Genomic DNA, 23642 nt, shown 5'->3' with positions numbered 1-23642 from the left:
AGTTGACCATGGCCGAAACTCAAGTACGAGATTTTCGAAAACGTATCCGGCAAATTGATCGCCGTCACAACAAAATGGCTCGGGGCTATGTCCACCTTGTGGAACGCGACGGGCTGTTGGTTCCGAAGGAAAAAAGCTTCAAAAGCCGCAGCTTCCCGCTGCGTGCGATTTTGCTGGCTCTTGTTGGTCTGGTCCTATTCAAAGGGATTTTGGTCAGTCAGGTCGGTCTTTCCAGCTATTCGACACGGCTTGAAAGCCTTGCCGAAGGTGGAGCGATTGAAAAAGCCGGTGCTTGGCTGATGCAAATTGACCCGCTGACACGGGCCGTTGCCGAGTACCTTTCGGGCCTCTTCTAAATTCACTTTCTGTTCCCGCGATCAGAAGTCTTACCCATCCGAAGCGATTCGGGTGGGTTTGTCGTGTTTGTCTCGCAAACGGGCTTGTGAAGCCCACGCGACATTTTTCGCCGTTTTTAGGCTCGAAATTACGTGATTTCATTGCTATCTGGTCTGTCGAACGAAATGACCGTCGTCCGCGTGGAGGAAGCAAACCCATGCGCGATGCGCCAGAGAACGGAGAGGCCACATGGCTAAGATCACCTATATCGAGCACAACGGAACCCAACACGTCGTGGACGTTGCTCCTGGCCTGACTGTCATGGAAGGTGCGCGCGACAATAATGTTCCCGGAATCGAAGCAGATTGCGGCGGCGCCTGCGCCTGTTCGACCTGCCACGTCTATGTGGACAACGCATGGATCGAAAAGATCCCCGCGAAGGACGCAATGGAAGAAGACATGCTGGACTTCGCCTTTGAACCCGATGCAGCCCGTTCGCGCCTGACCTGTCAGATCAAAGTCACGGACGATCTGGACGGTCTGGTCGTGCATATGCCCGAAAAACAGATCTAATGCGCGGCTACACAGCTGCTCTTATATCTTTGTGTCTGGCCGCGCCTGCTGCGGCCGACATTGTCTCGGCTCGCTATGTCGAACCGACCGACCGCTACGGCCATGGGGCGGTGCCTGGCGGGGAATACGGCGCGCTTGAGGTCACGCTGACGGACGGTACACGCCTTGTGACGCGGGCAAGCACAGGCGTCTTCGAAGACACAGCCCCGCGCCTGCATGATTTCGACAGCGATGGCTCGCCCGAGGTCGTCACCGTCTTCAGCGGAGACACCACCGGTGCGATGATCCGCATCTATGGAATGCAAGATGACACGCTGACCGCTCTTGGGCACAACGCCCCCATTGGCACCCGGCACCGCTGGCTGGCCGTGGCTGGGATCGCTGATTTCAACGGCGACGGGCTGGACGAGATAGCCTTCGTCGACCGCCCCCATCTTGCGCGCCAACTGCGGTTGCAAACGGTCGAAACCTCTCAAGCGCCATTTACCTTCACCGAGATCGCATCCGTCGGCGGGCTGACCAATCACAAATACGGCAGCCCCGAGATCGAAGGCGGTGTAAGGCTTTGCCTGGGCCAACCGCCCGTGGTCGTGACTGCCAGCGCAAACTGGTCCCGCGTGATGGAAGCGCGCTTGATTGATGGCGAATTCGAGATCAGCCCGTTCGGCCCCTACAAAGACCCCAGCAGCCTAATCGCAGCACTCCGCTGCGACTGACCTTGTGTTCTTGTCATAAATACCTTGGGGGAACGTGTCCCCGATAGGGCGCGCGTGGGGGCAAAGCCCCCTAAAGTCTCACGACGTCAGTTGCCGCCCTAAAGCGCCCGCCAGCCAATATCCGAACGGTTGAAGCCTTCCGGCCAATCAATCCCCTCGATCATCGCATAGGCCCGGTCACGCGCTTCTTGCAGGCTTGCCCCGCGCGCGGTGACGTTCAGCACCCGCCCGCCCGAGGCTGTGATCTTACCATTCACTTCGGTCGTGCCCGCGTGGAACACCATGTTCTTAGAATCCTCAGTCAAAGCACCCAATCCGTTGATCACGGATCCTTTTTCATACGACCCCGGATAGCCATTGGCGGCCATTACCACTGTCATCGCGTGATCGTCCGCCCAGTTCACCTGCGCCTCGTCCAGACGTTCCTCGGCGCAAGCCAGCATCAGGTCCAACGCCTGAGCGCCCAGGCGCATCATCAATACCTGGCATTCCGGATCACCGAACCGCACATTGTATTCGACCAGTCGCGCCTGTCCGTCCTTGATCATGAAGCCCGCATAGAGAACCCCCTGATAAGGCGTCCCGCGCTTTGCCATTTCGTCCACGGTTGGCTGTACAATCTCGCGCATCGCGCGGGCAGCGATCTCGTCCGTTAGAACGGGGGCCGGGGAATAGGCACCCATGCCGCCGGTGTTCAACCCGGTGTCGCCATCGCCCACGCGTTTGTGGTCCTGTGCGGTGCCGATGGGTAAGGCGGTTTTGCCGTCACAAAGGATGAAGTACGAGGCTTCTTCGCCTTCCATGAACTCTTCAATCACAACCTCGGCCCCCGCGCCCCCGAAGGCGCCGCCGAACATATCGTCGATTGCATCCAGTGCGGTCGTTTCGTCCATCGCAACGATCACGCCCTTGCCAGCAGCCAGCCCGTCGGCTTTCACCACAATCGGCGCACCCTGTTCGCGGATATAGGCCTTGGCGGCCTCGGCGTCTGTGAAGTGGCCATAAGCGGCAGTCGGCGCGTTTGCCGCGTCGCAGATTTCCTTGGTGAAGCTTTTTGACGCTTCCAGCTTTGCGGCTTCGGCTGATGGGCCAAATACCTTGATGCCCGCCTCGCGAAGACGGTCCGCTACACCCGCAGCCAGCGGGGCCTCGGGGCCGACAATCACGAAGTCGATGGTGTTGTCTTGAGCGAAAGTCGCCACCGCGCCGCCATCCTCGATATCGAGCTTTGCGCATTCCGCGATCTGAGCCATGCCCGCGTTGCCCGGCGCAACAATCAGTCGGTCGCATTTCGGGTTCTGCATCACGGCCCACGCCAAAGCGTGCTCGCGCCCGCCGCTGCCCAGAATAAGGATGTTCATGGATGCTCTCCCGCTTGGCCTTCCGTTACGGGCGTTCTAAGGTCGCAACACGCAATGCACAAGAACCGAGACCACATGTCAGACCTGATTGACGACCCAACCCCCGGCGAAAACACGCCCGAGTTCACCGTTTCGGAAATTTCCGGCGCGGTTAAGAAAACCATCGAGGGCGCTTTTGGCCGCGTTCGCGTGCGCGGAGAGGTCGGGCGCGTGATGCTGGCACGCTCGGGCCATCTGTATTTCGATGTGAAAGACGACCGGTCGGTGATCGCAGCGGTCAGCTGGAAAGGGCAGGTCAGCCGCCTGTCGATCATGCCGGAAGAGGGGATGGAGGTCATTGTCTCGGGCAAAATCACGACCTTTGGCAGCCAGTCGAAATACCAGATCAACGTCGATGACGTCGTAGTCGCGGGCGAAGGCGCGTTGATGGCGATGTTGGAAAAGCGCAAGAAAGCGCTGGCGGCCGAGGGGTTATTTGCGCCCGAACGCAAGAAAAAGATACCTTTCCTACCCGAAGTGATTGGGGTCGTGACGTCACCTTCCGGGGCGGTGATCCGCGATATCCTGCACCGCCTGCGCGATCGTTTCCCGCGCAAGGTGCTGATTTGGCCCGTGGCCGTGCAGGGGGACGCATGTGCACCGCAAGTGGCGGCGGCCATTGAAGGGTTTAACCGGCTGACGCCGGGCGGAGCACTGCCGAGACCCGATTTGCTCATCGTCGCGCGCGGAGGTGGCTCGATCGAGGATTTGTGGGGATTTAACGAAGAGGTGGTCGCACGGGCTGCTGCCGCTTCCGAGATTCCGCTGATTTCGGCGGTGGGACATGAAACCGACACCACACTAATTGACTTCGTCTCGGACCTGCGGGCGCCGACGCCTACGGCTGCTGCTGAACATGCAGTGCCTGTGCGATTGGAGCTGCTGGCATGGACCGAGGAACAAGGCACGCGCCTGACCCGCGCTCTGGAACAGGGCGTCACGCAACGCAGCCAGCGCCTTCGTGATCTTTCCCGCGCGCTGCCCCGCTCGGATGCGCTTTTGGATGGGCCACGACAGCGGCTGGACACGGCATCCTTGAAGCTTCCTATCGCCTTGACCCAAATGACGCAAGCGCGACGCGTGAAGCTGAGCGAGGCGTCAGCCGGCCTGCGCCCGCGCGCTCTGACCGCACGCCTTGCGCCGCTACGAGACCGGCTGACCATGGCGACCACCCGCCTTGGGCCGGGCCTGTCACGTGGCACCGCTCAGCATCGACGCGAGCTTGACCGTTTGGCCGCGCGATTGGATGCGGGGCGTTTTGTGCAGGCAAATCAACAGCGTGCGCAAGCCTTGCAAGACACGGCGTCCCGACTGGACAACGCCTATCTTTCGACCGTCATGCGCCAACAGGACCGGCTGACCGCTCTGGAGCGGATGCGCCAGACACTTGGCTATACCGAGACCTTGAAGCGCGGCTATGCAGTGGTGCGGGATGATGGCGATGTGGTTACAACACAAGACGCCGCCAGCAAAGCCACCGCGTTAGAGATCGAGTTCGCCGATGGACGCCTGACGCTAAGCGATGCACTACACTCAACAGCGGCCACATCACCGAATCCAGCCACCAAACCCAGCAAGCCCAAGAAATCAGACCCCGGACAAGGGTCTCTGTTCTAAGAAAGCTCAGGCGCTTTTTCTTGTTTTAAGTATCCCGGGGTGAGCGGCCCCGGCCGCGAGGGGCAGCGCCCCTTTTCCCCGGTTTCATCCCGCGCTTCGGCTGAGGTTTCCCAGCCGTCCCGCGATTGCCTTTTGCTGGGCCAGATCGTTTGCGCGCGGGAGCTTTCGCAGGGGCTTCCATTCCCAATTGTTCACGCACCACGCGCTGGCGGATCTCTTCGACTTCGCCTGCTTTCAGCTCGCCCAGTTGGAACGGGCCGTAACTCACACGAAGCAGGCGGTTCACGGATAGTCCAATCGCTTCCATAGCGCGGCGAATCTCGCGGTTTTTGCCTTCGCGGATGCTGATGGTCAGCCACGCGTTTGCACCCTGCTGCCGATCAAGCGAAATCGACATCGGTTGGAACCGCTCGCCATCGACGGTGATTCCTTTGCGTGCCGGAGCCAGCATGTCATCCGTCGGTTTACCTTTCACCCGCACACGATACTTGCGGGTCCACCCCGTCGAGGGCAGCTCAAGCTTGCGTTTCACGCCACCGTCATTGGTCAGCAAAAGCAGCCCTTCCGAGTTCAAATCCAAGCGCCCCACGCTCATCACGCGCGGCATATCCTCGGGCAGCTTGTCAAAGACAGTTTCACGACCTTTCTCGTCCTTGGCCGTGGTCACCAGCCCGGTGGGCTTGTGATACAGCCAGATGCGCGGGGGCTCGGGCTCGGCCACGGGTTTTTCATCCACAAGGATCTTGTCCTTGGGGGTCACGTTCAGGGCGGGGCTGTCGATCACAGAGCCGTTGACGCTGACGCGCCCGGCTTCGATCATGCGTTCGGCCTCGCGGCGGCTGGCAATGCCTGCGCGCGAAAGCACTTTGGCGATCCGGTCGCCTGCTGGGGTGGGTTTATCCGTCATACCCCCGCATAGCCTGCGCAGTGCGAAAGGGGAAGCCTTGGCAATCGCCGGCAGGGAAGGCATGAAGGGGCATGACCCGTTTCAAAAGCCATATGGACACTGCCATGGCCGAGGCCCGCGCCGCTGCCGCCCGCGGCGAGGTGCCTGTTGGCGCCGTTTTGGTCTCGCCCGAAGGGAAGGTTGTTGCGCAGGCCGGAAATCGGACCCGCGAGTTGAACGACCCCACCGCACATGCCGAGATTCTTGTGATCCGCGAGGGCTGTGCCCAAGCTGGGTCCGAACGGCTGCCGGGCTATGACCTCTATGTCACGTTGGAACCGTGCCCGATGTGCGCCACGGCCCTGTCTGCGGCGCGGATCCGGCGAATCTATTACGGGGCCGATGATCCCAAATCGGGCGGCGTTGCTCATGGGCCGCGCATTTTCAGCCATCCGCAATGCCACCATGTCCCCGAGGTCTATGATGGCATTGGGGCCGCGCCATCCGAGGCACTTTTGAAATCCTTCTTTGCAGCAAAGCGGGATTGAGCCCCTTCAACACCCACACCGCTTGCAGCCTGCCGTCCTGCGCGATAAATGACGATGCAACGCGCCCTCGCGCACACACATCCGGAGACACCTACATGTCGATTGATATCGAAACCGCGCGCAAGGTTGCGCATCTGGCCCGCATCAAGGTCGAAGACGACCGCCTGCCGGAGCTGGCCGAGAATTTCAATGCGATCCTTGGGTTCATCGAGCAACTGAACGAAGTAGATGTGGAAGGTGTCGAGCCGATGACCTCGGTCACGCCGATGCGTCTGAAGCGTCGTGAAGATGTGGTGACGGATGGCGGCATGCCGGAAAAAATCCTGTCCAACGCACCGGATGCGCGCGAAGGCTTCTTCGCCGTTCCGAAAGTTGTCGAATAAGGGGGCAGGGATATGACCGAGCTGAACAAACTGACCATTGCCGATGCCCGTGACGCGCTGCGTAAGGGCGATGTGACCTCGGCCGAGATTACCGAAGCCTGCTTGACGGAAATCGAAGGCGCCGGTGCGCTGGGCGCTTTCGTGCACAACACCCCGGATCTGGCGCGCGAGCAGGCTAAAGCCGCTGATGCGCGTCTTCAGGCTGGCGACGCACCTGATATGTGCGGCATCCCGCTGGGCATCAAAGACCTGTTCTGCACCAAGGGCGTGCCCTCGCAGGCGGCCTCAAAAATCCTTGATGGTTTCAAGCCGGAATACGAATCGACAGTCAGCCAGAACCTGCTGGACGCTGGCACGGTTATGCTGGGCAAGCTGAACATGGACGAATTCGCCATGGGCTCGTCGAACGAAACCTCGGTTTATGGCAACGCTGTAAACCCGTGGAAAGTGGACGACCGCGATCTGACGCCGGGTGGCTCGTCGGGTGGTTCGGCGAGCGCCGTAGCCGCTGACCTGTGTCTGGCCGCAACCGGCACCGACACCGGCGGCTCGATCCGCCAGCCTGCGGCCTTCACCGGCATCACCGGCATCAAGCCGACCTATGGCCGCTGCTCGCGCTGGGGGATCGTGGCTTTTGCATCCTCGCTGGATCAGGCCGGGCCGATGACCAAATCGGTGCGTGACGCGGCGATCATGCTGGAAGCTATGTGTGGCCATGACGCGAAGGATTCGACCAGCGCCGATATTCCGGTGCCGAACTTCGAAGCCATGCTGACCGGCGACATCAAAGGCAAGAAGATCGGGATCCCGAAAGAATACCACATGGAAGGTATTCCTGCTGAGATCGAGAAGCTTTGGGCCGATGGTGCCGACATGCTGCGCGATGCAGGGGCCGAGATCGTCGACATCTCGCTGCCGCACACCAAGTACGCGCTGCCTGCCTATTACGTGATTGCACCCGCCGAAGCCTCGTCGAACCTTGCCCGCTATGACGGTGTGAAATACGGCCACCGCGCCAAGCTGGAAGCTGGTGACGGCATCAACGAGATGTACGAGAAAACCCGCGCCGAAGGCTTCGGTGACGAGGTTCAGCGCCGCGTGATGGTCGGCACCTATGTGTTGTCGGCAGGTTTCTACGATGCGTACTATAACCGCGCGCGTCGCGTGCGTGCATTGATCAAGAAAGACTTCGACGATGTCTTCGCGGCTGGTGTTGACGCGATCCTGACCCCAGCCACGCCGTCGTCGGCCTTTGGGCTGGGCGAGATGGCAGACGCGGATCCCGTGAAAATGTACCTGAATGACGTCTTCACAGTGACAGTGAACCTCGCTGGCCTTCCGGGCATCTCGATTCCTGCGGGTCTGGATGCGCAGGGCCTGCCCCTTGGCCTGCAATTGATCGGCCGTCCGTGGGAAGAAGGCGACCTGCTGAATATCGCCCACGAGGTCGAAACCCGCGCGGGCTTTGTGGCGAAGCCGTCGAAATGGTGGTAAACCGCGCCCCATTGGCGTGACCGAAACCCGAAGGAGCCCCGCGATGCGCATCACAGTTGGACTTGCTTTCCTTGGCCTTATGGCTGGATGCGTCGGACCCATGCCGGACAGCCGGTCGCCGGAAAACCTGCAGGGCCGCGCCGCGGCGGTGGGCGCAAACGGGCAGCCTTTGTCTGCCTTTGGTGACGGAAGTTCGGTTGATGCATCGCCGACAGCAGCGTCCGAGGCGGCAACGATTTCGGACGAACAGGATTTCGCCGCTGTGTCTTCGCGTGAAAGCATCGAAAGCGATGCTGCGCGCCTGGAAGGCTATCGCGCGAATTACGAGCAAGTGCAGCCCGAAGCTTTGCCGGATCGACCTGCTGGAAGCTCGGCTTCGATCGTGCAATATGCGCTGTCCACGACCAATTCGGTTGGGCAGGCTGCGTATCAACGCTCAGCGCTGTCGGGTGACGCGCGCGCGCAACGCAACTGTTCGCGTTATACCTCGGCTGATTTCGCCCAGATCGCTTTCCTTGAAAGCGGAGGCCCGCAGCGGGACCGCTATGGGATCGACCCGGATGGCGATGGCTTTGCCTGCGCGTGGGATCCTGCACCGTTCCGCGCAGCGCGCGGTGTGCCTGCGATCGCCCCGAACACAGAAGAAGTGATCAGCTCGACAGAACTGGAAGCCATCGGCATCACGACCCAGCCGACCACGACGCCAGCACCTTCGGTCACACCTACATCTCCGGTCGCTCCCACGCCTTCTGCACAGCCTGTTCCCTTACCCGGCGATACAATGAACATCTCGACCGAGTGATGCAGCCGGTCTCGCACCCCTCGCCAAATTTCGGCGCGCGCCGGGATGGGTTGGTGCCGTCTTTGATCGTCCTGCACTATACCGCCATGTCGGAACCGGAAGAGGCGCTAGAGCGTCTTTGCGACCCAGAACATGAGGTGTCTGCACACTATCTGATACATCGCGACGGACGGCTGTTTCAGCTGGTAGATGAACAGATGCGCGCGTGGCATGCGGGTGTCGGGTCGTGGGGCGGGGTGGATGACATCAACTCTCGATCCATTGGAATCGAGATGGATAATGACGGCGGCTCGCCGTTTTCCGAACCACAGATGGCGACGCTGGAAGCGCTGTTGCCCAACATCATGACGCGTTGGAGCATCCCGCCTAAAGGTGTGATCGGCCATAGCGACATGGCACCGGGGCGCAAGACCGACCCCGGCCCGCGCTTTGATTGGGCGCGGTTGGCACGACAAGGGCTGGCTGAACGATCAGGCAATGCAAACCCGGTCCCCGCGCCCTCTGCCGAGACCTTTCGCGCCTGCGCCGAAACTCTGGGCTATCCAATAGACGTCGACGACGCCACACTGCTGGCCACTGTGCGCCTGCGCCACCGCCCATGGGGCGAGGGACCGCTGTCAGCTGACGACCTCGCCGCCCTGCCTGCCTAATCCTCATTTTCTTGTCAAAAATACCTCGGGGTGAGCGGCCCCAGCCGCGAGGGGCAGCGCCCCTTACCCCCTTGCGCCTTGACGCCATGCCCATGCATATCTAAGTCCAGCCTTGCGCGGATGGCTGGATGACCGCGGGTGACTGTCGAGGCGTGCTTCGGCGTGACGCGAGGAAAGTCCGGACTCCACAAGACAACGGTGCCGGGTAACGCCCGGCCGGGGAAACCCGAGGGACAGCGCCACAGAGAACAGACAGCCTGCGCATGCGCAGGTTATGGTGAAACGGTGGAGTAAGAGCCCACCGCGCTTCTGGCAACAGCGGCGGCACGGCAAGCCCCACCTGGAGCAATGCCTAATAGGGATCGCGCGGGGGTAACCCCAGGGGTGTCTTGCCCCGAGCGGATCCGGGTTGGCAGCTTGAACCTGTTGGCAACAGCAGGTCTAGAGGAATGGTCATCCATGGTGGCAACACCAAGACAGAATCCGGCTTACAGGCCGTCCGCGCATATGATTCTTTCGGGTTTTGTTGATTTCATGCCTCCGGCGGGGATATTTGTGACAAGAAAAAGCGGGCGGGGGTGCGAATCCTGTGGATTGCGGTTGACTCGGGTTGGATTGGCGCTAAAAGGCGGGTTCCAGAGATTTACCCCGGGCGGCATGCGCCCGCCCGATGAGGAGCTGACGATATGGCGAAGCCGACCACGATCAAAATCCGCCTGAACTCGACCGCGGATACCGGCCACTTCTATGTGACCAAGAAAAACGCACGCACCATGACCGAGAAAATGGTTGTCAAAAAATACGACCCGGTTGTGCGCAAGCACGTTGAATACAAAGAAGGCAAGATCAAGTAAGATCGCCGTTCTTTGGGTAAAGAGCCGTCCCTTTGGGGCGGCTTTTTTCGTTTGGGGTTAACGGTGCAGGATCCGCTGCGCCACTTTCTGCCCCATCAGGTGATAGGTGTTGGGACCGGGGTGAAAGCCGTCCTCGGCCATCATCTCGGGCGTCAGCGGAAGATCGAACGGGATATAGTCGATCCCTAGCTGATTGGCCTGCTGGGCCAGCGCACGATCGAAACGACGTGCTTGCAGGCCCAGAAACCACCTCAGCGGGTTGGGCAAAAGCGGGAAATCTTTCAAAGGGGGAACGCCTGCAACGATCACGCGCTTGGCCTGCCAGTCGTTCATCAAATGCGCATAGAGCGTTTCGCGTTGGCGCAGAAGGCGCTTTAACGGAACTTGGCTGGTGACGTCGTTCACACCCAGAATAACAAGCGCGACATCGATGGGCTGAGCCTGTTGCGCACGCAGCAGGGGCAGTGTTGTGCGGGTGGTGTTGCCGGTGCGGGCGATCAACTGCCACTGCACCCGGTACGAGGCCCCAAGCGCTTGAACAAGCTGTCCAGACAGGGCTTCGGTCTGGTGGGTGGCGCCGACCCCGGCGGCAGACGAATCCCCGGTGATCAGAAGCGACAAGGGCAGCCCGCGCCCACTTTCCCCAGACCGGTGCCCACGCGGCTCTGGCAGAAGTTTGGCGGTCTTGCGGACGCTCAGCGCCTGATAAGTCAAAAGCGGGCTAAGCAGCAGCTTGGAGATGGTTTCCAGAAATACGAACACAGGGCTATCTCACAACAAAAAAGGGCCGGTCGCAATGACCGGCCCTGATGTCTTTCATGCGGAGCAGATCACTCACGGTTGCCCAGGAACTGCAACAGGAACATGAACAGGTTGATGAAGTCCAGATACAGGCTGAGTGCGCCCATGATCGCAGATTTCGCCAGCCATTCGCTGTCCATAGCGTGGGCATGTGCGATGTAGTCTGTCTTGATCTTTTGGGTGTCATAGGCGGTCAGGCCTGCAAAGATCAGAACACCGATCACCGAGATGGCAAAGTGGATCATCGACGAACCGATGAAGATGTTCACGATCGAAGCGACGATGATGCCGATCAGACCCATGATCAGGAAGGCACCCATCGGTCCAAGGTCGCGCTTGGTCGTGTAGCCATAAAGGCTGAGACCCGCGAAGGCGATGGCGGTGATCAGGAAGGTTTGAGCGATGGACACACCGGTAAAGATCACGAAGATATAGGCCAGCGAGACGCCCATAACCGCCGAGAACGTATAGAAGAACAGCTGTGCACCAGCTGCCGACAGGCGGTTGATGGCCGCGCCAAAGGCAAAGACCATGATCAGCGGGGCAAACATAACGATGTAACGGGTAAAGCCGGTGAACAGCGTTTCCATCATCGCAGCGTTGTTGCCAACAGCCCATGCAGCAGCGAAGGTCAAAAGCAGACCCACCGACATGGTGCCGTAAACCTTATTCATATGGGCGCGAAGCCCTTCGTCGATCGCAGCGCGTGTGCCAGCACCAGCGCGGATCGTGTCAAACTCAGCCATAGAGACCTCCAAGCAAACTTTCGTTGGCAGTCCCCAAAACAGAAACCGCCCTTGGCCTTAATATTGGCAAGGGCGGCGCATTTTTCAAGTGCTTAACGGTGCAAATTGTTTTGTATTACCAATGCGAAGGCACGTCCCAGATTGGGCGGTTTGCTTCGCGATCCGCCTGTGCGCGGGTCAGGCCAATATCTTCCAAACGGCTTGCGTCCAGTTGAGCCAGTGCCGCACGCTCGCGGCGGGTTTCAACAACGGTCGCAATCCATGCCAGCAGCGAGAAGTTGCTTTTTGCGGCGGGGGCGTTTGTGCAGGTTACAGCGGTCATCTCGTCTCTCCTTCGTGTTTGCGATGAATGATGTTTGTTGCATCAAATTTCTTGATCGTTATGTTTGAAGTTGGGAAATAAGTAAAATGAATGATTTTGTAGTGATGTATCACGGAGGGTGATGTGCCGCGTAATCTTGACCTGACTGCTTTGCGCAGTTTCGCGACTGTAGCCGATGCAGGGGGTGTCACCCGCGCCGCCGGGCTTTTGCATCTGACACAATCTGCCGTGTCCATGCAATTGAAGCGGCTCGAGGAAAGCCTGGGTCGTCCGCTTCTGGACCGTTCAGGTCGGGGCGTGTCTCTGACCGCAGATGGCGAGCAGCTGTTGGGATATGCGCGCCGCATTCTGCGCCTGAATGATGAAGTCTATGCGCGCCTAACTGATCAGGCGTTCGAGGGCGAAGTCGTTTTGGGCGTTCCCGCCGACGTGGTTTATCCAGCGATTCCCAAGGTGCTGCGCCAGTTTCATGCGGCCTATCCGCGGATGCGGGTTCAGTTGATCTCGTCCTATACCAGCCGGTTGAAGGCGATGTTCGCGCGGGGGGAATGTGACGCGATTCTAACCACCGAAGAAGAGATGGACGCGGGCGGCGAGACCTTGACCGCACTGCCACTGGTCTGGGTTGGGGCGCCGGGCGGGCAGGCGTGGCGGCAACGCCCCTTGCGGCTTGCGTTCGAACACAACTGCATTTTCCGCAAACGCGTGCAAGAGGCGTTGGACGATGCGGGCATCCCTTGGGAAATGGGCGTCGAAAGCGATTCGACACGCACCATCGAGGCCTCGCTGTCGGCGGATCTGGCCGTTCATGCGGTGATCGAGGGCACGGTGCGCAGTGATCTGGACTTGGTCGACCACGGCGGCGCGCTGCCGGAACTGGATATCACCAAAGTGAACATGTACGCAGCGAAAAGCAGCAATCAGGCGATGGACGACTTGTTGGATATGATCCGCCGTGCGTTTGGCGAGCTTTAAGGCCGCCTAGACGTTCGGCCCCATCGTCACCACGACTTTTCCGGTGGATTTGCGCTCGCGCAAAAGCGCCAGCGCATCCTCGGCTTGGTCAAGCGGCAGGGTGTGGCTGACATGCGGTTGGATTTTTCCGTCTGCATACCAATCAAGTAACTCACGCAGGCTGTCGGTTAGAACCTCGGGTTTGAATTTCAGGTAGCCGCCCCAGTAAAGGCCAATCGCCGTTATGTTCTTCACCAGCATATGGTTTGGTTTCAGGTTCGGCATGTCGCCTGACGCGAACCCGATATATAGAAACCGCCCATCGGGATTGGTGGCACGGAAAGCGGCTTCTCCCTGTTCGCCGCCCACCGCGTCATAGACCACATCTGCCCCACCAAGCGCCTTCACGACCTCGCGGATGTCTTCCCGCGTGCTGTCGATCACATGATCGGCCCCGGCTTTCTTGCAGATTTCCAGCTTATCCGCCCCGCGCGCGCATGCGATGACCCGCGCACCCATCACTTTTCCGATCTCGACGGCGGTCAGGCCAACACCGCCCGCAGCGCCCAAAACCAGCAATGTTTCGCCGGGTTTCAGACGGGCTTTATAGTCTAGCGCCACATGGCTTGTGCCATAGGCGATCTGAAAAGCGGCGGCGTCCTCAAAGCTCATTTTGTCAGGCAAGGGTAGGCAGCGGTCGGCGGGAAAGACGCCTTCATCGGCCAAACCATCCTTGCCGGAAAACACGACCACGCGCGTTCCCGGGACTGGGCCGTTCGTATCTGGGCCAAGCTCGGTCACGATGCCGGCGGGCTCCATTCCCAGCGAAAACGGGGTCTTTGGCGTGTCTTGATAGGTGCCCTTGGTCATCAAAAGGTCCGCGAAATTCAAGCCGCAGGCGCGGATGTCCACGCGGGCCTCGCCTGTTGTGATGGGCAGGGGTGACAGGTCCGTCAGTGCGGGGCGTTTGCCAAATTCGGTGACGCGAAAAGTTTTCATGGGGCCTCCTGCCGGTGATGTAGCGCGGTTGCCTGAAAAAATCGAGAGCCGTCTGCGCGGATATGGCCTTGTTCACTTAGCGTGTGAAATTGCAATGTTTTTATGAGTATGTTAAACCGTTTTTGCGTGTGGACTGCGCAAGATATTTATTGCCAAGATAGTGTTAATCCGATTGTGAATACCATCTTTCTTCGATTGGTTTGCAGGTTCCAATAGTCGATCGCCAAATCGCGGCTGGCACGCAAGAAGTGAGTAAAGCTGCCTTTGCAGCTGATTAACGAGGAGTTATTGGATGAAGCATCCTGTGGATATCCATGTGGGTAAACGCATTCGCCATCGCCGCTGGATGGTTGGAATGACCCAACAACAGTTGGCCGAAAAGGTCGGTATCAAATTTCAACAGATCCAAAAATACGAAACAGGGATGAACCGCGTATCGGCGTCTCGGCTTTGGGATATGGCTGCGGCATTGTCGGTGCAGGTGAACTTCTTCTTTGAGGGGCTCGAGAGTCACGCGGATGAAACGGGTGACGAAGCTATGCCCAGCGACATTCTTGCTGACAAGGAAGCGTTAGAACTGGTGCGCAGCTATTATGCGATCCCAGAAAATCAGCGCCGCCGCCTGTTTGAACTAGCCCGCGTTCTGTCGGATGTCGCCTGACGCTTGACGCCAGTTAGGCATCGCTGCTACCGCGCTTAAGACAGCATAAGGGATCCGCGATGAAGCCGTTAGACGCAGACACACAAATTGACCTTATCCGCGTTGCAAATGCCTTAGCAGATGCTGCGCGTGGTGCTGTGCTTCCATTTTTCCGATCTACGGACCTGACAGCGGACAACAAACTGTCCAAGGGATTTGACCCGGTGACAGAAGGCGACCGTGAGGCGGAAAAGGCGATGCGGAAATTGCTGGCCGAGCTTCGCCCCGACGACGCGATTTTTGGGGAAGAGTTCGGAGCTAAGGAAGGCACCAGCGGATTGACTTGGGTTTTGGACCCAATCGACGGAACGCGCGGGTTTCTTTCGGGCACCCCCACATGGGGCGTGTTGATTGCTGTTGGGCGCAAAAATGGGCCTGAACTGGGCATCATCGACCAGCCCTATATCAAGGAACGGTTCCTTGGTGGGTTTGGTCAGGCTTGGGTTGAAGGTCCAATGGGAAAGCGCGATTTGAAGACCCGCGCAACCCGCAACCTGTCGGACGCCATTTTGTTTACAACCTTTCCTGAAGTTGGCACCGCTGAAGAAGGCGAAGCGTTTCACGCCGTGTCGCGCAAGGTAAAGCTGACGCGCTATGGGATGGATTGCTATGCCTATGGGCTGGTCGCTGCCGGTCAGGTTGATTTGGTGGTCGAGGCGGGTCTGCAATCCTATGACGTCCAAGCCCCCATTGCCGTGATCGAGGCCGCAGGCGGTATCGTCACCGACTGGCAGGGCGGCCCAGTCCATCAAGGCGGGCGTGTCGTGGCCGCTGCCAATGCTGACCTTCACGCCCAGTCGCTTGAGGTGCTGTCGAAGGTTTGACCCTTACTTGATCTTTCGGCCCCCGGCCCAAACGGCCGAGATTGCCCGATCATCCCCCATTATGATGGTGGGGAACAGGGCTTCCCAAAGGGTTTCGGCGCGCGCGGCACGCTGGGCGATGGCGGGGGTTGATGCTAGATCAACTGCGATGATGTCGGCCTCAAACCCCTCGGCCAGACGTCCGATCTTGTCCCCCATATGAATGGCCTTCGCGGACCCGGCTGTTGCCAACCACCACAGCTGCGCTGGATGCAGCGCAGTGCCAGACAGTTGCCCAACCTCATAGGCCGCCGCCATGGTCCGCAGCATCGAGAAACTCGACCCGCCGCCAGTGTCCGTGGCCAGCCCAATCCGATGCCCCTGCGTCATCAAGCCTTGCATGTCAAACAGGCCTGACCCGATGAACATGTTCGAGGTTGGGCAGTGGATCAGGCTGGCGTCCAGCTCACGCATCCGGTCGCGTTCTCGTTCAGTCAGGTGGATCGCGTGGCCCATCAAAGCGCCTTTGCCGACAAGTCCAAATTTCTCGTACACATCCAGATAGTCGCGCGCATCGGGAAACAGGTCCGCGACCCATGCGATTTCCTCGTGCTGTTCGCTGATATGGGTCTGCATCAGAAGGTCTGGATGTTCGGCCCACAGCGCGCCAAGGGCCTCCAACTGCTCGGGGGTCGAGGTCGGGGCAAAGCGCGGCGTGATGACATAGGACAGCCGGTCCCGCCCATGCCAGCGCTCGAGCAGCATTTTACTGTCGTCATAGGCCGATTGCGCCGTGTCGCGCAGATCGTCTGGCGCGTTGCGGTCCATACAGGTTTTACCGCCCAACGCCCGAAGCCCGCGCGACCCAGCCGCCGTGAAATAAGCGTCCACGCTTTCGGTGTGGATGGTGCAATAGCTGACGGTTGTGGTGGTGCCCGCTGCGGTCACAAGATCAAAATAGGTCTCGGCGATCTGGGTTGCGTGGTCCGCGTCGCCAAACCGGCTTTCTTCGGGGAAGGTATAGCTGTTCAGCCAGTCGATCAGCCGCTTGCCCCAAGACGCGATGATCGCGGTCTGCGGGTAATGCACATGGGTATCGACAAAGCCGGGCGACAGCAGCGCGTTGCCCATATCGGTCACGCAGGCGTCGGGATGCCTTGCGCGCATTGCGTCAGCTTCTCCTACGGCTTCGATCACGCCGTTATTCATCAAAACCGCGCCGCGCCGGATATGCGTGGCCGCATCCTCGGGGCGTTCCTGAAACGGAGTGTCGTTGAATTGAAGAACTTGTCCTAGCAGCAGTTCCATTGGCGCCTCTCTCTTTGCCGTCGTTCACGCTAGGCCGCGATTTTCCCCTGTTCAATGCCTTTCTGCCGGTTCACTTGCTGGATGGCTTGGCCTATGGTCGGGCCAAACAGCGGACGGAGGGCGCAAGATGCTGGATGACCAAATAATCGATGAGACGCCCGAAGAAGGCGATTACGAGCTGGATCACGAGACGTTTGGCCCCGTTCGTCAGGCGATTGAAGCCGAAGACGGCCCTGCGCTTCAGGCTCTTCTTGAACCATTGCACGCAGCGGATATCGCCGACCTTGTCGAACAGCTGCCAGATGAAGATCGCGACACGTTCGTGCGCCTGTACGGTTCCGAATTTGACGGCGAGGTGCTGTCGGAACTGGACGAGGGTCTGCGTGAAGACGTCGTTGGTGCGATGGAACCTACCGTTCTCGCCGAGGCGGTGCGCGAGCTGGAAACGGATGACGTTGTTGACCTGATTGAGGATCTGGACGATCCCCAGACCGAGGCCGTTCTGGATGCTCTGGACGATGACGACCGGGTGGTGGTCGAACAATCCCTGAACTATCCCGAGGAATCTGCCGGCCGTCTGATGCAGCGCGAGCTGGTCGTGGCGCCCGATCACTGGAATGTCGGCCAGACTATTGATTTTCTGCGCGCTCAGGACGATCTGCCCGAGCAGTTCTATCATGTGATCTTGGTGGATCCGAAAATGCGCCCGACCGGTTATGTCACTTTGGGGCGCTTGATGGGCAGCGCGCGCGAAGTGGCGTTGACCGCCATCACCGAGGAAAGCTTTCGCACCATTCCCGTGATGCAGGACGAGGGCGAGGTCGCCTATGCGTTCAACCAGTATCACCTGATTTCCGCCCCCGTTGTCGATGCGGACGAGCGATTGGTCGGGGTGATCACGATTGACGACGCCATGGCCATTTTGGATGAAGAGCACGAAGAAGACATCCTGCGTCTGGCAGGTGTGGGCGAAGAAAGCTCTCTGTCTGACAAAGTGGTAGAAACCACCAAACGCCGTTTCCCGTGGTTGGCGGTGAACCTTGTGACGTCGATCCTTGCATCGCTGGTGATTGCCCAGTTTGACGAGGTAATCGCCCAGTTCGTGGCGCTGGCCGTGCTGATGCCCATTGTCGCTTCGATGGGTGGGAACGCTGGCACACAGTCGCTGACTGTCGCGGTGCGTGCGATTGCCACGAAAGACCTGACATCCGCCAACTTGTGGCGGGTGATTTGGCGTGAAGCGGCCGTAGGGCTGGTCAATGGGGTCATCTTTGCGGTGGTTATGGGGATCGTCGGCGTCATCTGGTTCGGCACGCCGCTTCTGGGTGTCGTGATCGGCGTGGCGATGGTTGTGAACCTTGTGATCGCGGGGCTGGCAGGCGTTATCATCCCGGTGGTGCTGGACCGTATGGATATCGATCCGGCACTGGCCTCGGGTGCATTTGTGACCACGGTGACGGATGTCGTGGGCTTTTTCGCCTTCCTTGGCCTTGCCGCTATATTGCTGATCTGACGACGTTGACTGGATTTCGACATGACTGATCTGACTGCCGTGAAAGCGGCTGCTCGTAAAGCTGCCTTTGCCCGCCGTAAAGAGGCGCACTCTGAAGCGCGCTCGGCGTTGGGCGTGGCGCATCTGATCTCGGTTTTAAGCGATCACAAGGGCAAAGTGATGACGGGTTATATGCCTATCCGGACCGAGATCAATCCGCTGCCCGCGATGGCCGCAATGGCTGCGTGGTCGACCATCGGTGTGCCCTATATCGAGGGCGCGGGGCTGCCCCTGAAGTTTGCGGGCTGGCGCCCGGACAGCAATATGGTGGATGGGCCGTTCGGGGCGCAGGTGCCAGCCACGCTGGAGTTCATTACGCCAGAGCTTGTCGTGGTTCCGCTGGTGGCGTTTGATCGTAATGGTGGGCGTCTGGGATATGGCGGCGGCTTCTATGATCGCACGCTGGAAGGTCTGCGGGCAGAGCGACCGACCTTGGCGATAGGGTATGCCTATAGCGCGCAAGAGGCTGAGGATCTGCCGCTTGAGCCGACGGATCAGCCACTGGACGCGATTGTGACCGACGAGGGCGTGATCTGGTTCTAAGTGGGCTCACTTCGTGAGCCTGTAGGGGCTTTGCCCCTTTGCGCTTTACGCGCATTCACCCCAGGATACTTATGACAAGAAAATGCGGATTTGGTGAACACTGCGGGAAAGTCGCAGGTGCTCTTGCCCTTGGAGTGAAAGCGTCCTAGGGCTGTTTCCATGAAGATACTCTTTCTTGGCGACATTATGGGGCGTGCCGGACGGCGCGCGGTGACCGAACGGCTGAAGGGCTTGCGTGCGGAATGGAAGCTTGATTTCGTTGTGGCAAATGGCGAGAACGCCACCAGCGGGCATGGGTTGAATGCGGGCCACGCAAAAGCGCTTTTGGATGCCGGCGTGGATGTGCTCACCCTTGGCGATCACGCGTTTGATCAACGCGATATGCTGACGTTTTGCGAGCAGGAAAAGCGCATCATTCGCCCGCTGAACTTCGCCAAGGACTGCCCCGGTGTGGGCGCGCGGGTGTTTGCAGATGCGCGTGGGCGCAAGATTCTGGTCACGCAGGTTTTGGGTCAGGTCTTTATGAAACGCGCCTATGACGATCCCTTCTCGGCCATTGATCTGGTTTTGAAACGGCACACATTGGGCGGGGCGGTTCAGGCGTCTTTGGTCGACATCCATTGCGAGGCGACATCCGAGAAGATGGCCATAGGCCATTGGTGCAACGGGCGCGCCAGCGTGGTCGTGGGAACGCATACCCATGTCCCGACCGGGGATGCGCAAATCCTGTCCAAAGGCACCGCGTTTATGGCAGATGCCGGGATGTGCGGCGATTATGACAGCGTGATCGGGATGCAAAAAGAAGAGCCGATGCGCCGTTTTGTCACCGGCATGGCCAAGGGGCGGTTCACCCCAGCGGAAGGCGAGGCCACTCTGTCCGGTCTCTATATCGAAACCGATGATCGCACCGGCAAGGCAACGCGCGTTCAGATGGTGCGCAATGGCGGGAGACTCGCACAATCTTCGCCGATGGATGCGGGATAACTGCCCACCAAACGTCCAAGACTGTAAAACCGTGCTTGCCCACAGCATTTGTGCAGGGCAAAACTGGTCCAAGCGACTAAACGGGGACTTTGCATGGGTTTATTCGAGTTCAGCGCCACCACACAGGCGGTGATCGCCCTGATGACCGTGGGCGGGATGTTTGTCTTGTTCCTGCGCGAAAGCTTCCCGACCGAAGTCGTTGCCATTGGCGGCGTCTCGATCATGTTGGTCATGGGCATTTTGGATTACGAAAGCGCGCTCGAGGTGCTGTCGAACCCGGCCCCGTGGACGATTGCCGCGATGTTCATTGTGATGGGGGCGCTGGTTCGGACTGGCGCGCTTCAGTGGTTTACACAGATCGCCGAGAAAAAGGCAGAACACAGTCCGATGATGGCGCTGGCCGCGCTGATGGGGTTCGTCGTGATTTCGTCCGCGGTCGTATCTAACACGCCTGTCGTAGTCGTCATGATCCCGGTCTTTATCCAGCTTGCGAAGAAAATTGGTCAATCGGCCTCGAAACTTCTGATCCCGCTTAGCTATGGCGCGATTTTGGGGGGCACTCTGACGCTGATTGGCACCTCGACCAACCTTCTGGTTGATGGTGTGGCACGTGATGGTGGGCTTGAGCCCTTCACGATTTTCGAGGTTACGCCCTTGGGCATCGTTCTGGTCGCTTGGGGTATGATTTACCTGCGTTTCATCGCGCCCAAGATCCTGCCGGATCGCGACAGCATGGCCACGCTTTTGACCGACAGATCCCGAAAGAAATTCTTCACCGAGGCCGTGATCCCGCCGGAATCCAACCTGATCGGACGCGAGGTGAACGGGGTGCAGTTGTTCAAGCGCGAAGGCGTGCGTTTGGTGGACGTCGTGCGCGGTGATACTTCTCTGCGACGCAATCTCGACGAGGTGTCGCTGCAGGTAGGTGACCGCGTGGTTCTGCGAACAGCTATGACCGAGCTTCTTAGCCTTCAACGCGACAAAAGCCTGAAGCGCGTGGATCAGGTGTCTGCGGTGGAAACGACGACTGTTGAGGTGCTGATCTCGCCGGGTTGTAAGATGGTCGGCAAGCAGTTGGGCAAGCTGCGTCTGCGCCGTCGCTATGGTGTTTACCCGTTGGCTGTGCACCGCAAGAACCAGAATATTGGGCGTCAGTTGGACGACCTGATTGTACGCGTGGGTGACACCCTTTTGCTGGAAGGCGCGCCCGAGGATATTCAACGGCTGGCGCAAGACATGGATCTGGTGGACGTGACCGCGCCCTCGGATCGCGAGTATCGCCGAGGTCACGCCCCGATCGCCGTAGCCGCGCTGATCGGGCTTGTGGCATTGGCGGGCCTTGGGGTCGCCCCAATTTTCCTGTTGGCCGTGCTGGCTGTCGCTGTCGTTCTGTTAACCCGTTGCATCGACGCGGACGAGGCGTTCGGCGCGGTGGATGGCCGCCTTCTGGTGCTGATCTTCGCGATGCTGGGAATTGGGTCCGCGCTGGAAAGCTCGGGCGCGGTGGCGTTGATTGCGGAAGGCATTGCACCAATTCTAGGAAACTTGCCGCCTTTCCTGATTGTCTGGGCTATTTACATGCTGACGTCTGTTTTGACCGAGCTTGTGTCAAACAACGCTGTAGCCGTGGTGGTCACTCCGATTGCCATCGGTTTGGCGACTGCGCTGGGTTTGGACCCCCGTCCGTTAGTGGTGGCTGTGATGGTTGCAGCTTCGGCCAGTTTTGCGACGCCCATCGGATATCAGACCAACACGCTGGTTTACGGGCCGGGGGGGTACAAGTTCTCGGATTTCTTGAAAGTGGGAATTCCGCTGAACCTGTCCGTAGGTATTTTGGCTTCGGCCCTGATCCCGTTTTTCTGGCCGCTCTGACCCCTTCTATAGCGGCCAGAAAACCAGAATTGCAGGGATCGATACTGCGACCACGAGAATTTCCAGCGGTAGCCCCATACGCCAATAGTCTCCGAACTTATATCCGCCGGGGCCAAGGATCAGCGTGTTGTTCTTGTGCCCGATAGGGGTCAGGAACGCGCAGGATGCCGCAATAGCAACCGCCATAAGGAACGGGTCCGGGTTCTTGCCAAGGGCGTGCGCCATTTGGATGCCAACGGGGGCTGCGACGATGGTGGTGGCGGTGTTGTTCAACACGTCCGACAAGGTCATCGTGACGATCATCAAGACGGTCAGCACAGCCCATGCAGGCAACCCTTCGGTAAAGCTTACCAAAGCGCCTGCAATCAGCTCGGTCCCGCCCGAGGTTTCGAGCGCAGCACCAAGCGGGATCATCGAGCCCAGCAAGACCACGACAGGCCATTCGATATGGGTGTACAGCTCGGACAGGGGGACAATCCTGGCCAGAACATAGCCCACAACGACCAGCCCCAAGGCGACGGGCAAATAGATCAGGCCAAAGCTGGCCGCAGCGACGGCGGCGGCGAACAAGCCAATGGCGAGCCAAACCTTTTCGTCGCGCGTAACGGTCAATCCGCGTTCCGCCAATGGCAAACAGCCCAGCCATTCGGTGACGTCAGCTTCGGTTCCTTGCGGCACCAGAAGCAGCAGGATGTCGCCCGGCTGCACAACGGTCTTGCGCACCTGTTGGGTGATTCTTTTACCCGCGCGCGAAATCCCCATCAGGACCGAGCGTCGGCGCCAGTTCAATCCGATCGCTTGCGCGGTCTTGCCTGCAATGCGTGCATTTTCGGGAACGACCACTTCGATTTTTGACAGGCCTTCGCCATCCGCTTTCAGCTTTTCCTCGCGGGTTTCTTCGGCGAAGGCCAGCCCGGTGGCTGCGCGAAACTCGTCAAGTGCTTCGGGCGCGGCTTCCAGAACCAGCGCATCCCCAGCTTGCAGCATGGTGCCGCGCTGCGTGCCATAACGGCGTTTTCCGTCGCGCACCAAACCAAGGATGGCGACATCATTCTTTTCGGCAGCCTCCAGCAACTCTTTCACGCGCTTTCCGATGTGTTTCGAGCCCTCGGGCACGGTCAGCTCGGCGACATACAGGCTAAATTCATCCATCGGGTTCGAGCCGTTCTTTCCCGCGTCGGGCTGAGGGATCAGTCGCCAACCGATAACAGCTACAAAGATCAGACCGGCTATGGCGGTAACGCCGCCCACCGGAGCGAAGTCGAACATCTTGAAGGGCTCGCCCAACGAGTCCTCGCGGATCGAGGCGATGATAATGTTGGGCGGCGTGCCGATCAGCGTCACCATGCCGCCAAGGATGGTGGCAAAGGACAGGGGCATCAGGCTCAACCCTACAGGGCGGGCCGCTTTGCGGGCGGTTTGAATGTCGACAGGCATCAGCAAGGCCAACGCCGCGACGTTGTTCATAAAGGCCGACAGCACGCCTCCGATTGCGCCCATCAGCGTGATATGTGCGCCCAAGGATCGCGAGGCGTCCACCAGCGTGCGGGTGATCAGGAACACCGCGCCGGATCGTACCAACCCGGCAGACACAACCAGTACCAGCGCCACAACCAATGTGGCGGGGTGGCCGAAACCGGAAAAGGCCTCTTTCGTGGGGACAACGCCAAGGACGACCCCTAACATAAGGGCGGAAAACGCTACGATGTCATAGCGAAAGCGGCCCCAAAGAAGCAGGCCAAACACGGCCCCGAACAGCGAAAACAGAATGATTTGGTCAGTTGTCATGCCCAACAAGT

25 protein-coding genes and 1 other RNA gene are annotated in these 23642 nt (G+C 59.4%); 18 read left to right on the top strand and 8 right to left on the bottom strand.

Annotated features, from left to right (window positions below; genetic code table 11):
• Positions 1-8 precede the first annotated feature (8 nt).
• The 3 genes from ACXAH3_RS11535 (at position 9) to ACXAH3_RS11525 (ending at position 1625) form a co-directional block, all read left to right on the top strand.
• Positions 9-356 carry a hypothetical protein gene (locus ACXAH3_RS11535; RefSeq protein ID WP_474862227.1) on the top strand — a complete coding sequence of 116 codons (348 nt, stop codon included), beginning with the start codon at positions 9-11 and terminating at the stop codon, positions 354-356.
• A gap of 229 nt (positions 357-585) precedes the next feature.
• Positions 586-909, top strand: a complete 324-nt coding sequence (locus ACXAH3_RS11530; RefSeq protein ID WP_474862226.1) for a 2Fe-2S iron-sulfur cluster-binding protein — start codon at positions 586-588, stop codon at positions 907-909.
• A complete protein-coding gene (locus ACXAH3_RS11525; protein WP_474862224.1) occupies positions 909-1625 on the top strand; it encodes an FG-GAP repeat domain-containing protein in 717 nt (238 codons plus the stop codon). The genes ACXAH3_RS11530 and ACXAH3_RS11525 overlap by 1 nt, the downstream gene beginning before the upstream one ends.
• Positions 1626-1723: 98 nt before the next feature.
• Here ACXAH3_RS11525 and purD read toward each other — a convergent pair whose 3' ends face one another.
• The gene (gene purD / locus ACXAH3_RS11520; protein ID WP_474862223.1) at positions 1724-2986 is read right to left on the bottom strand and encodes a phosphoribosylamine--glycine ligase; all 1263 of its coding nucleotides are present in this window, start codon (positions 2984-2986) and stop codon (positions 1724-1726) included.
• 75 nt (positions 2987-3061) lie between these two features.
• Here purD and xseA point away from each other — a divergent pair, with 75 nt between their 5' ends.
• Positions 3062-4642, top strand: coding sequence for an exodeoxyribonuclease VII large subunit (gene xseA, locus ACXAH3_RS11515; protein ID WP_474862222.1), 1581 nt, complete (start codon positions 3062-3064; stop codon positions 4640-4642).
• Between the two features lie 25 nt (positions 4643-4667).
• On the opposite strand, the gene ACXAH3_RS11510 is transcribed toward xseA, so the two are convergent.
• Positions 4668-5549: a pseudouridine synthase gene (locus ACXAH3_RS11510; protein ID WP_474862221.1), complete on the bottom strand. Its 882-nt coding sequence runs from the start codon at positions 5547-5549 to the stop codon at positions 4668-4670.
• A gap of 71 nt (positions 5550-5620) precedes the next feature.
• On the opposite strand from ACXAH3_RS11510, the gene ACXAH3_RS11505 reads away from it, so the two are divergent.
• The 7 genes from ACXAH3_RS11505 (at position 5621) to rpmG (ending at position 10259) form a co-directional block, all read left to right on the top strand.
• Positions 5621-6076 (top strand): nucleoside deaminase, encoded by a 456-nt coding sequence (locus ACXAH3_RS11505; protein ID WP_474862220.1) that lies wholly within the window; start codon positions 5621-5623, stop codon positions 6074-6076.
• Positions 6077-6171: 95 nt separating this feature from the next.
• The gene (gene gatC / locus ACXAH3_RS11500) at positions 6172-6459 is read left to right on the top strand and encodes an Asp-tRNA(Asn)/Glu-tRNA(Gln) amidotransferase subunit GatC (protein WP_108857251.1); all 288 of its coding nucleotides are present in this window, start codon (positions 6172-6174) and stop codon (positions 6457-6459) included.
• Positions 6460-6471: 12 nt separating this feature from the next.
• Complete coding sequence (gene gatA, locus ACXAH3_RS11495) at positions 6472-7953, top strand: Asp-tRNA(Asn)/Glu-tRNA(Gln) amidotransferase subunit GatA (protein ID WP_474862219.1); 1482 nt, start codon at positions 6472-6474, stop codon at positions 7951-7953.
• Positions 7954-7996: 43 nt separating this feature from the next.
• Positions 7997-8755, top strand: coding sequence for a hypothetical protein (locus ACXAH3_RS11490; protein ID WP_474862218.1), 759 nt, complete (start codon positions 7997-7999; stop codon positions 8753-8755).
• Positions 8755-9405: an N-acetylmuramoyl-L-alanine amidase gene (locus tag ACXAH3_RS11485; protein ID WP_474862217.1), complete on the top strand. Its 651-nt coding sequence runs from the start codon at positions 8755-8757 to the stop codon at positions 9403-9405. The genes ACXAH3_RS11490 and ACXAH3_RS11485 overlap by 1 nt, the downstream gene beginning before the upstream one ends.
• 116 nt (positions 9406-9521) lie before the next feature.
• An RNA gene (rnpB, locus tag ACXAH3_RS11480) (RNase P RNA component class A) lies at positions 9522-9912 on the top strand.
• A gap of 179 nt (positions 9913-10091) precedes the next feature.
• Positions 10092-10259: a 50S ribosomal protein L33 gene (rpmG, locus tag ACXAH3_RS11475; protein ID WP_008034579.1), complete on the top strand. Its 168-nt coding sequence runs from the start codon at positions 10092-10094 to the stop codon at positions 10257-10259.
• 57 nt (positions 10260-10316) lie between these two features.
• Here the strand turns inward: rpmG and ACXAH3_RS11470 are convergent, their stop codons facing one another.
• From ACXAH3_RS11470 to ACXAH3_RS11460, 3 genes are all read right to left on the bottom strand, one after another.
• The gene (locus ACXAH3_RS11470; protein ID WP_474862216.1) at positions 10317-11021 is read right to left on the bottom strand and encodes an SGNH/GDSL hydrolase family protein; all 705 of its coding nucleotides are present in this window, start codon (positions 11019-11021) and stop codon (positions 10317-10319) included.
• Positions 11022-11089: 68 nt separating this feature from the next.
• Positions 11090-11806 (bottom strand): Bax inhibitor-1/YccA family protein, encoded by a 717-nt coding sequence (locus ACXAH3_RS11465; RefSeq protein WP_298907808.1) that lies wholly within the window; start codon positions 11804-11806, stop codon positions 11090-11092.
• A 115-nt stretch (positions 11807-11921) separates the two neighbouring features.
• Positions 11922-12128: a DUF1127 domain-containing protein gene (locus tag ACXAH3_RS11460; RefSeq protein WP_474862215.1), complete on the bottom strand. Its 207-nt coding sequence runs from the start codon at positions 12126-12128 to the stop codon at positions 11922-11924.
• Between the two features lie 123 nt (positions 12129-12251).
• Here ACXAH3_RS11460 and ACXAH3_RS11455 point away from each other — a divergent pair, with 123 nt between their 5' ends.
• Positions 12252-13103, top strand: a complete 852-nt coding sequence (locus tag ACXAH3_RS11455) for a LysR family transcriptional regulator (protein ID WP_474862214.1) — start codon at positions 12252-12254, stop codon at positions 13101-13103.
• Between the two features lie 6 nt (positions 13104-13109).
• Here ACXAH3_RS11455 and ACXAH3_RS11450 read toward each other — a convergent pair whose 3' ends face one another.
• Complete coding sequence (locus tag ACXAH3_RS11450) at positions 13110-14081, bottom strand: NADPH:quinone oxidoreductase family protein (RefSeq protein WP_474862213.1); 972 nt, start codon at positions 14079-14081, stop codon at positions 13110-13112.
• A 292-nt stretch (positions 14082-14373) separates the two neighbouring features.
• On the opposite strand from ACXAH3_RS11450, the gene ACXAH3_RS11445 reads away from it, so the two are divergent.
• A complete protein-coding gene (locus tag ACXAH3_RS11445) occupies positions 14374-14742 on the top strand; it encodes a helix-turn-helix domain-containing protein (protein ID WP_474862212.1) in 369 nt (122 codons plus the stop codon).
• Positions 14743-14801: 59 nt separating this feature from the next.
• On the top strand, positions 14802-15605 hold the full coding sequence (gene hisN, locus ACXAH3_RS11440) for a histidinol-phosphatase (RefSeq protein WP_474862211.1): 804 nt from the start codon (positions 14802-14804) through the stop codon (positions 15603-15605).
• A 3-nt stretch (positions 15606-15608) separates the two neighbouring features.
• Here hisN and guaD read toward each other — a convergent pair whose 3' ends face one another.
• Entirely contained in the window at positions 15609-16892 is a 1284-nt protein-coding gene (gene guaD, locus ACXAH3_RS11435; RefSeq protein WP_474862210.1) for a guanine deaminase, read from the bottom strand.
• A gap of 127 nt (positions 16893-17019) precedes the next feature.
• Here guaD and mgtE point away from each other — a divergent pair, with 127 nt between their 5' ends.
• The 4 genes from mgtE to ACXAH3_RS11415 all read left to right on the top strand — a co-directional run bounded on the left by mgtE (position 17020) and on the right by ACXAH3_RS11415 (position 21843).
• Entirely contained in the window at positions 17020-18405 is a 1386-nt protein-coding gene (mgtE, locus tag ACXAH3_RS11430) for a magnesium transporter (RefSeq protein WP_474862209.1), read from the top strand.
• 21 nt (positions 18406-18426) lie between these two features.
• Positions 18427-18987, top strand: coding sequence for a 5-formyltetrahydrofolate cyclo-ligase (locus tag ACXAH3_RS11425; RefSeq protein WP_474862208.1), 561 nt, complete (start codon positions 18427-18429; stop codon positions 18985-18987).
• A gap of 159 nt (positions 18988-19146) precedes the next feature.
• Positions 19147-19971 (top strand): TIGR00282 family metallophosphoesterase, encoded by an 825-nt coding sequence (locus ACXAH3_RS11420; RefSeq protein WP_474862207.1) that lies wholly within the window; start codon positions 19147-19149, stop codon positions 19969-19971.
• A 93-nt stretch (positions 19972-20064) separates the two neighbouring features.
• Entirely contained in the window at positions 20065-21843 is a 1779-nt protein-coding gene (locus ACXAH3_RS11415) for an SLC13 family permease (protein ID WP_474862206.1), read from the top strand.
• Between the two features lie 6 nt (positions 21844-21849).
• On the opposite strand, the gene ACXAH3_RS11410 is transcribed toward ACXAH3_RS11415, so the two are convergent.
• Complete coding sequence (locus ACXAH3_RS11410; RefSeq protein ID WP_474862205.1) at positions 21850-23631, bottom strand: SLC13 family permease; 1782 nt, start codon at positions 23629-23631, stop codon at positions 21850-21852.
• Between the last annotated feature and the right edge of the window lie 11 nt (positions 23632-23642).

Source organism: Aliiroseovarius sp. ABM4_368 (assembly GCF_056161205.1).
Note: the sequence above shows the minus strand (reverse complement) of the source record. Positions and strands in the feature narration are given on the sequence as shown.

Coding starts and splice junctions, on each gene's coding strand:
- ACXAH3_RS11535 (WP_474862227.1), top strand. CDS start 9: ATGGCCGAAACTCAAGTACGAGATTTTCGAAAACGTATCCGGCAAATT.
- ACXAH3_RS11530 (WP_474862226.1), top strand. CDS start 586: ATGGCTAAGATCACCTATATCGAGCACAACGGAACCCAACACGTCGTG.
- ACXAH3_RS11525 (WP_474862224.1), top strand. CDS start 909: ATGCGCGGCTACACAGCTGCTCTTATATCTTTGTGTCTGGCCGCGCCT.
- purD (WP_474862223.1), bottom strand. CDS start 2,986: ATGAACATCCTTATTCTGGGCAGCGGCGGGCGCGAGCACGCTTTGGCG.
- xseA (WP_474862222.1), top strand. CDS start 3,062: ATGTCAGACCTGATTGACGACCCAACCCCCGGCGAAAACACGCCCGAG.
- ACXAH3_RS11510 (WP_474862221.1), bottom strand. CDS start 5,549: ATGACGGATAAACCCACCCCAGCAGGCGACCGGATCGCCAAAGTGCTT.
- ACXAH3_RS11505 (WP_474862220.1), top strand. CDS start 5,621: ATGACCCGTTTCAAAAGCCATATGGACACTGCCATGGCCGAGGCCCGC.
- gatC (WP_108857251.1), top strand. CDS start 6,172: ATGTCGATTGATATCGAAACCGCGCGCAAGGTTGCGCATCTGGCCCGC.
- gatA (WP_474862219.1), top strand. CDS start 6,472: ATGACCGAGCTGAACAAACTGACCATTGCCGATGCCCGTGACGCGCTG.
- ACXAH3_RS11490 (WP_474862218.1), top strand. CDS start 7,997: ATGCGCATCACAGTTGGACTTGCTTTCCTTGGCCTTATGGCTGGATGC.
- ACXAH3_RS11485 (WP_474862217.1), top strand. CDS start 8,755: ATGCAGCCGGTCTCGCACCCCTCGCCAAATTTCGGCGCGCGCCGGGAT.
- rpmG (WP_008034579.1), top strand. CDS start 10,092: ATGGCGAAGCCGACCACGATCAAAATCCGCCTGAACTCGACCGCGGAT.
- ACXAH3_RS11465 (WP_298907808.1), bottom strand. CDS start 11,806: ATGGCTGAGTTTGACACGATCCGCGCTGGTGCTGGCACACGCGCTGCG.
- ACXAH3_RS11460 (WP_474862215.1), bottom strand. CDS start 12,128: ATGACCGCTGTAACCTGCACAAACGCCCCCGCCGCAAAAAGCAACTTC.
- ACXAH3_RS11450 (WP_474862213.1), bottom strand. CDS start 14,081: ATGAAAACTTTTCGCGTCACCGAATTTGGCAAACGCCCCGCACTGACG.
- ACXAH3_RS11445 (WP_474862212.1), top strand. CDS start 14,374: ATGAAGCATCCTGTGGATATCCATGTGGGTAAACGCATTCGCCATCGC.
- hisN (WP_474862211.1), top strand. CDS start 14,802: ATGAAGCCGTTAGACGCAGACACACAAATTGACCTTATCCGCGTTGCA.
- guaD (WP_474862210.1), bottom strand. CDS start 16,892: ATGGAACTGCTGCTAGGACAAGTTCTTCAATTCAACGACACTCCGTTT.
- mgtE (WP_474862209.1), top strand. CDS start 17,020: ATGCTGGATGACCAAATAATCGATGAGACGCCCGAAGAAGGCGATTAC.
- ACXAH3_RS11425 (WP_474862208.1), top strand. CDS start 18,427: ATGACTGATCTGACTGCCGTGAAAGCGGCTGCTCGTAAAGCTGCCTTT.
- ACXAH3_RS11420 (WP_474862207.1), top strand. CDS start 19,147: ATGAAGATACTCTTTCTTGGCGACATTATGGGGCGTGCCGGACGGCGC.
- ACXAH3_RS11415 (WP_474862206.1), top strand. CDS start 20,065: ATGGGTTTATTCGAGTTCAGCGCCACCACACAGGCGGTGATCGCCCTG.
- ACXAH3_RS11410 (WP_474862205.1), bottom strand. CDS start 23,631: ATGACAACTGACCAAATCATTCTGTTTTCGCTGTTCGGGGCCGTGTTT.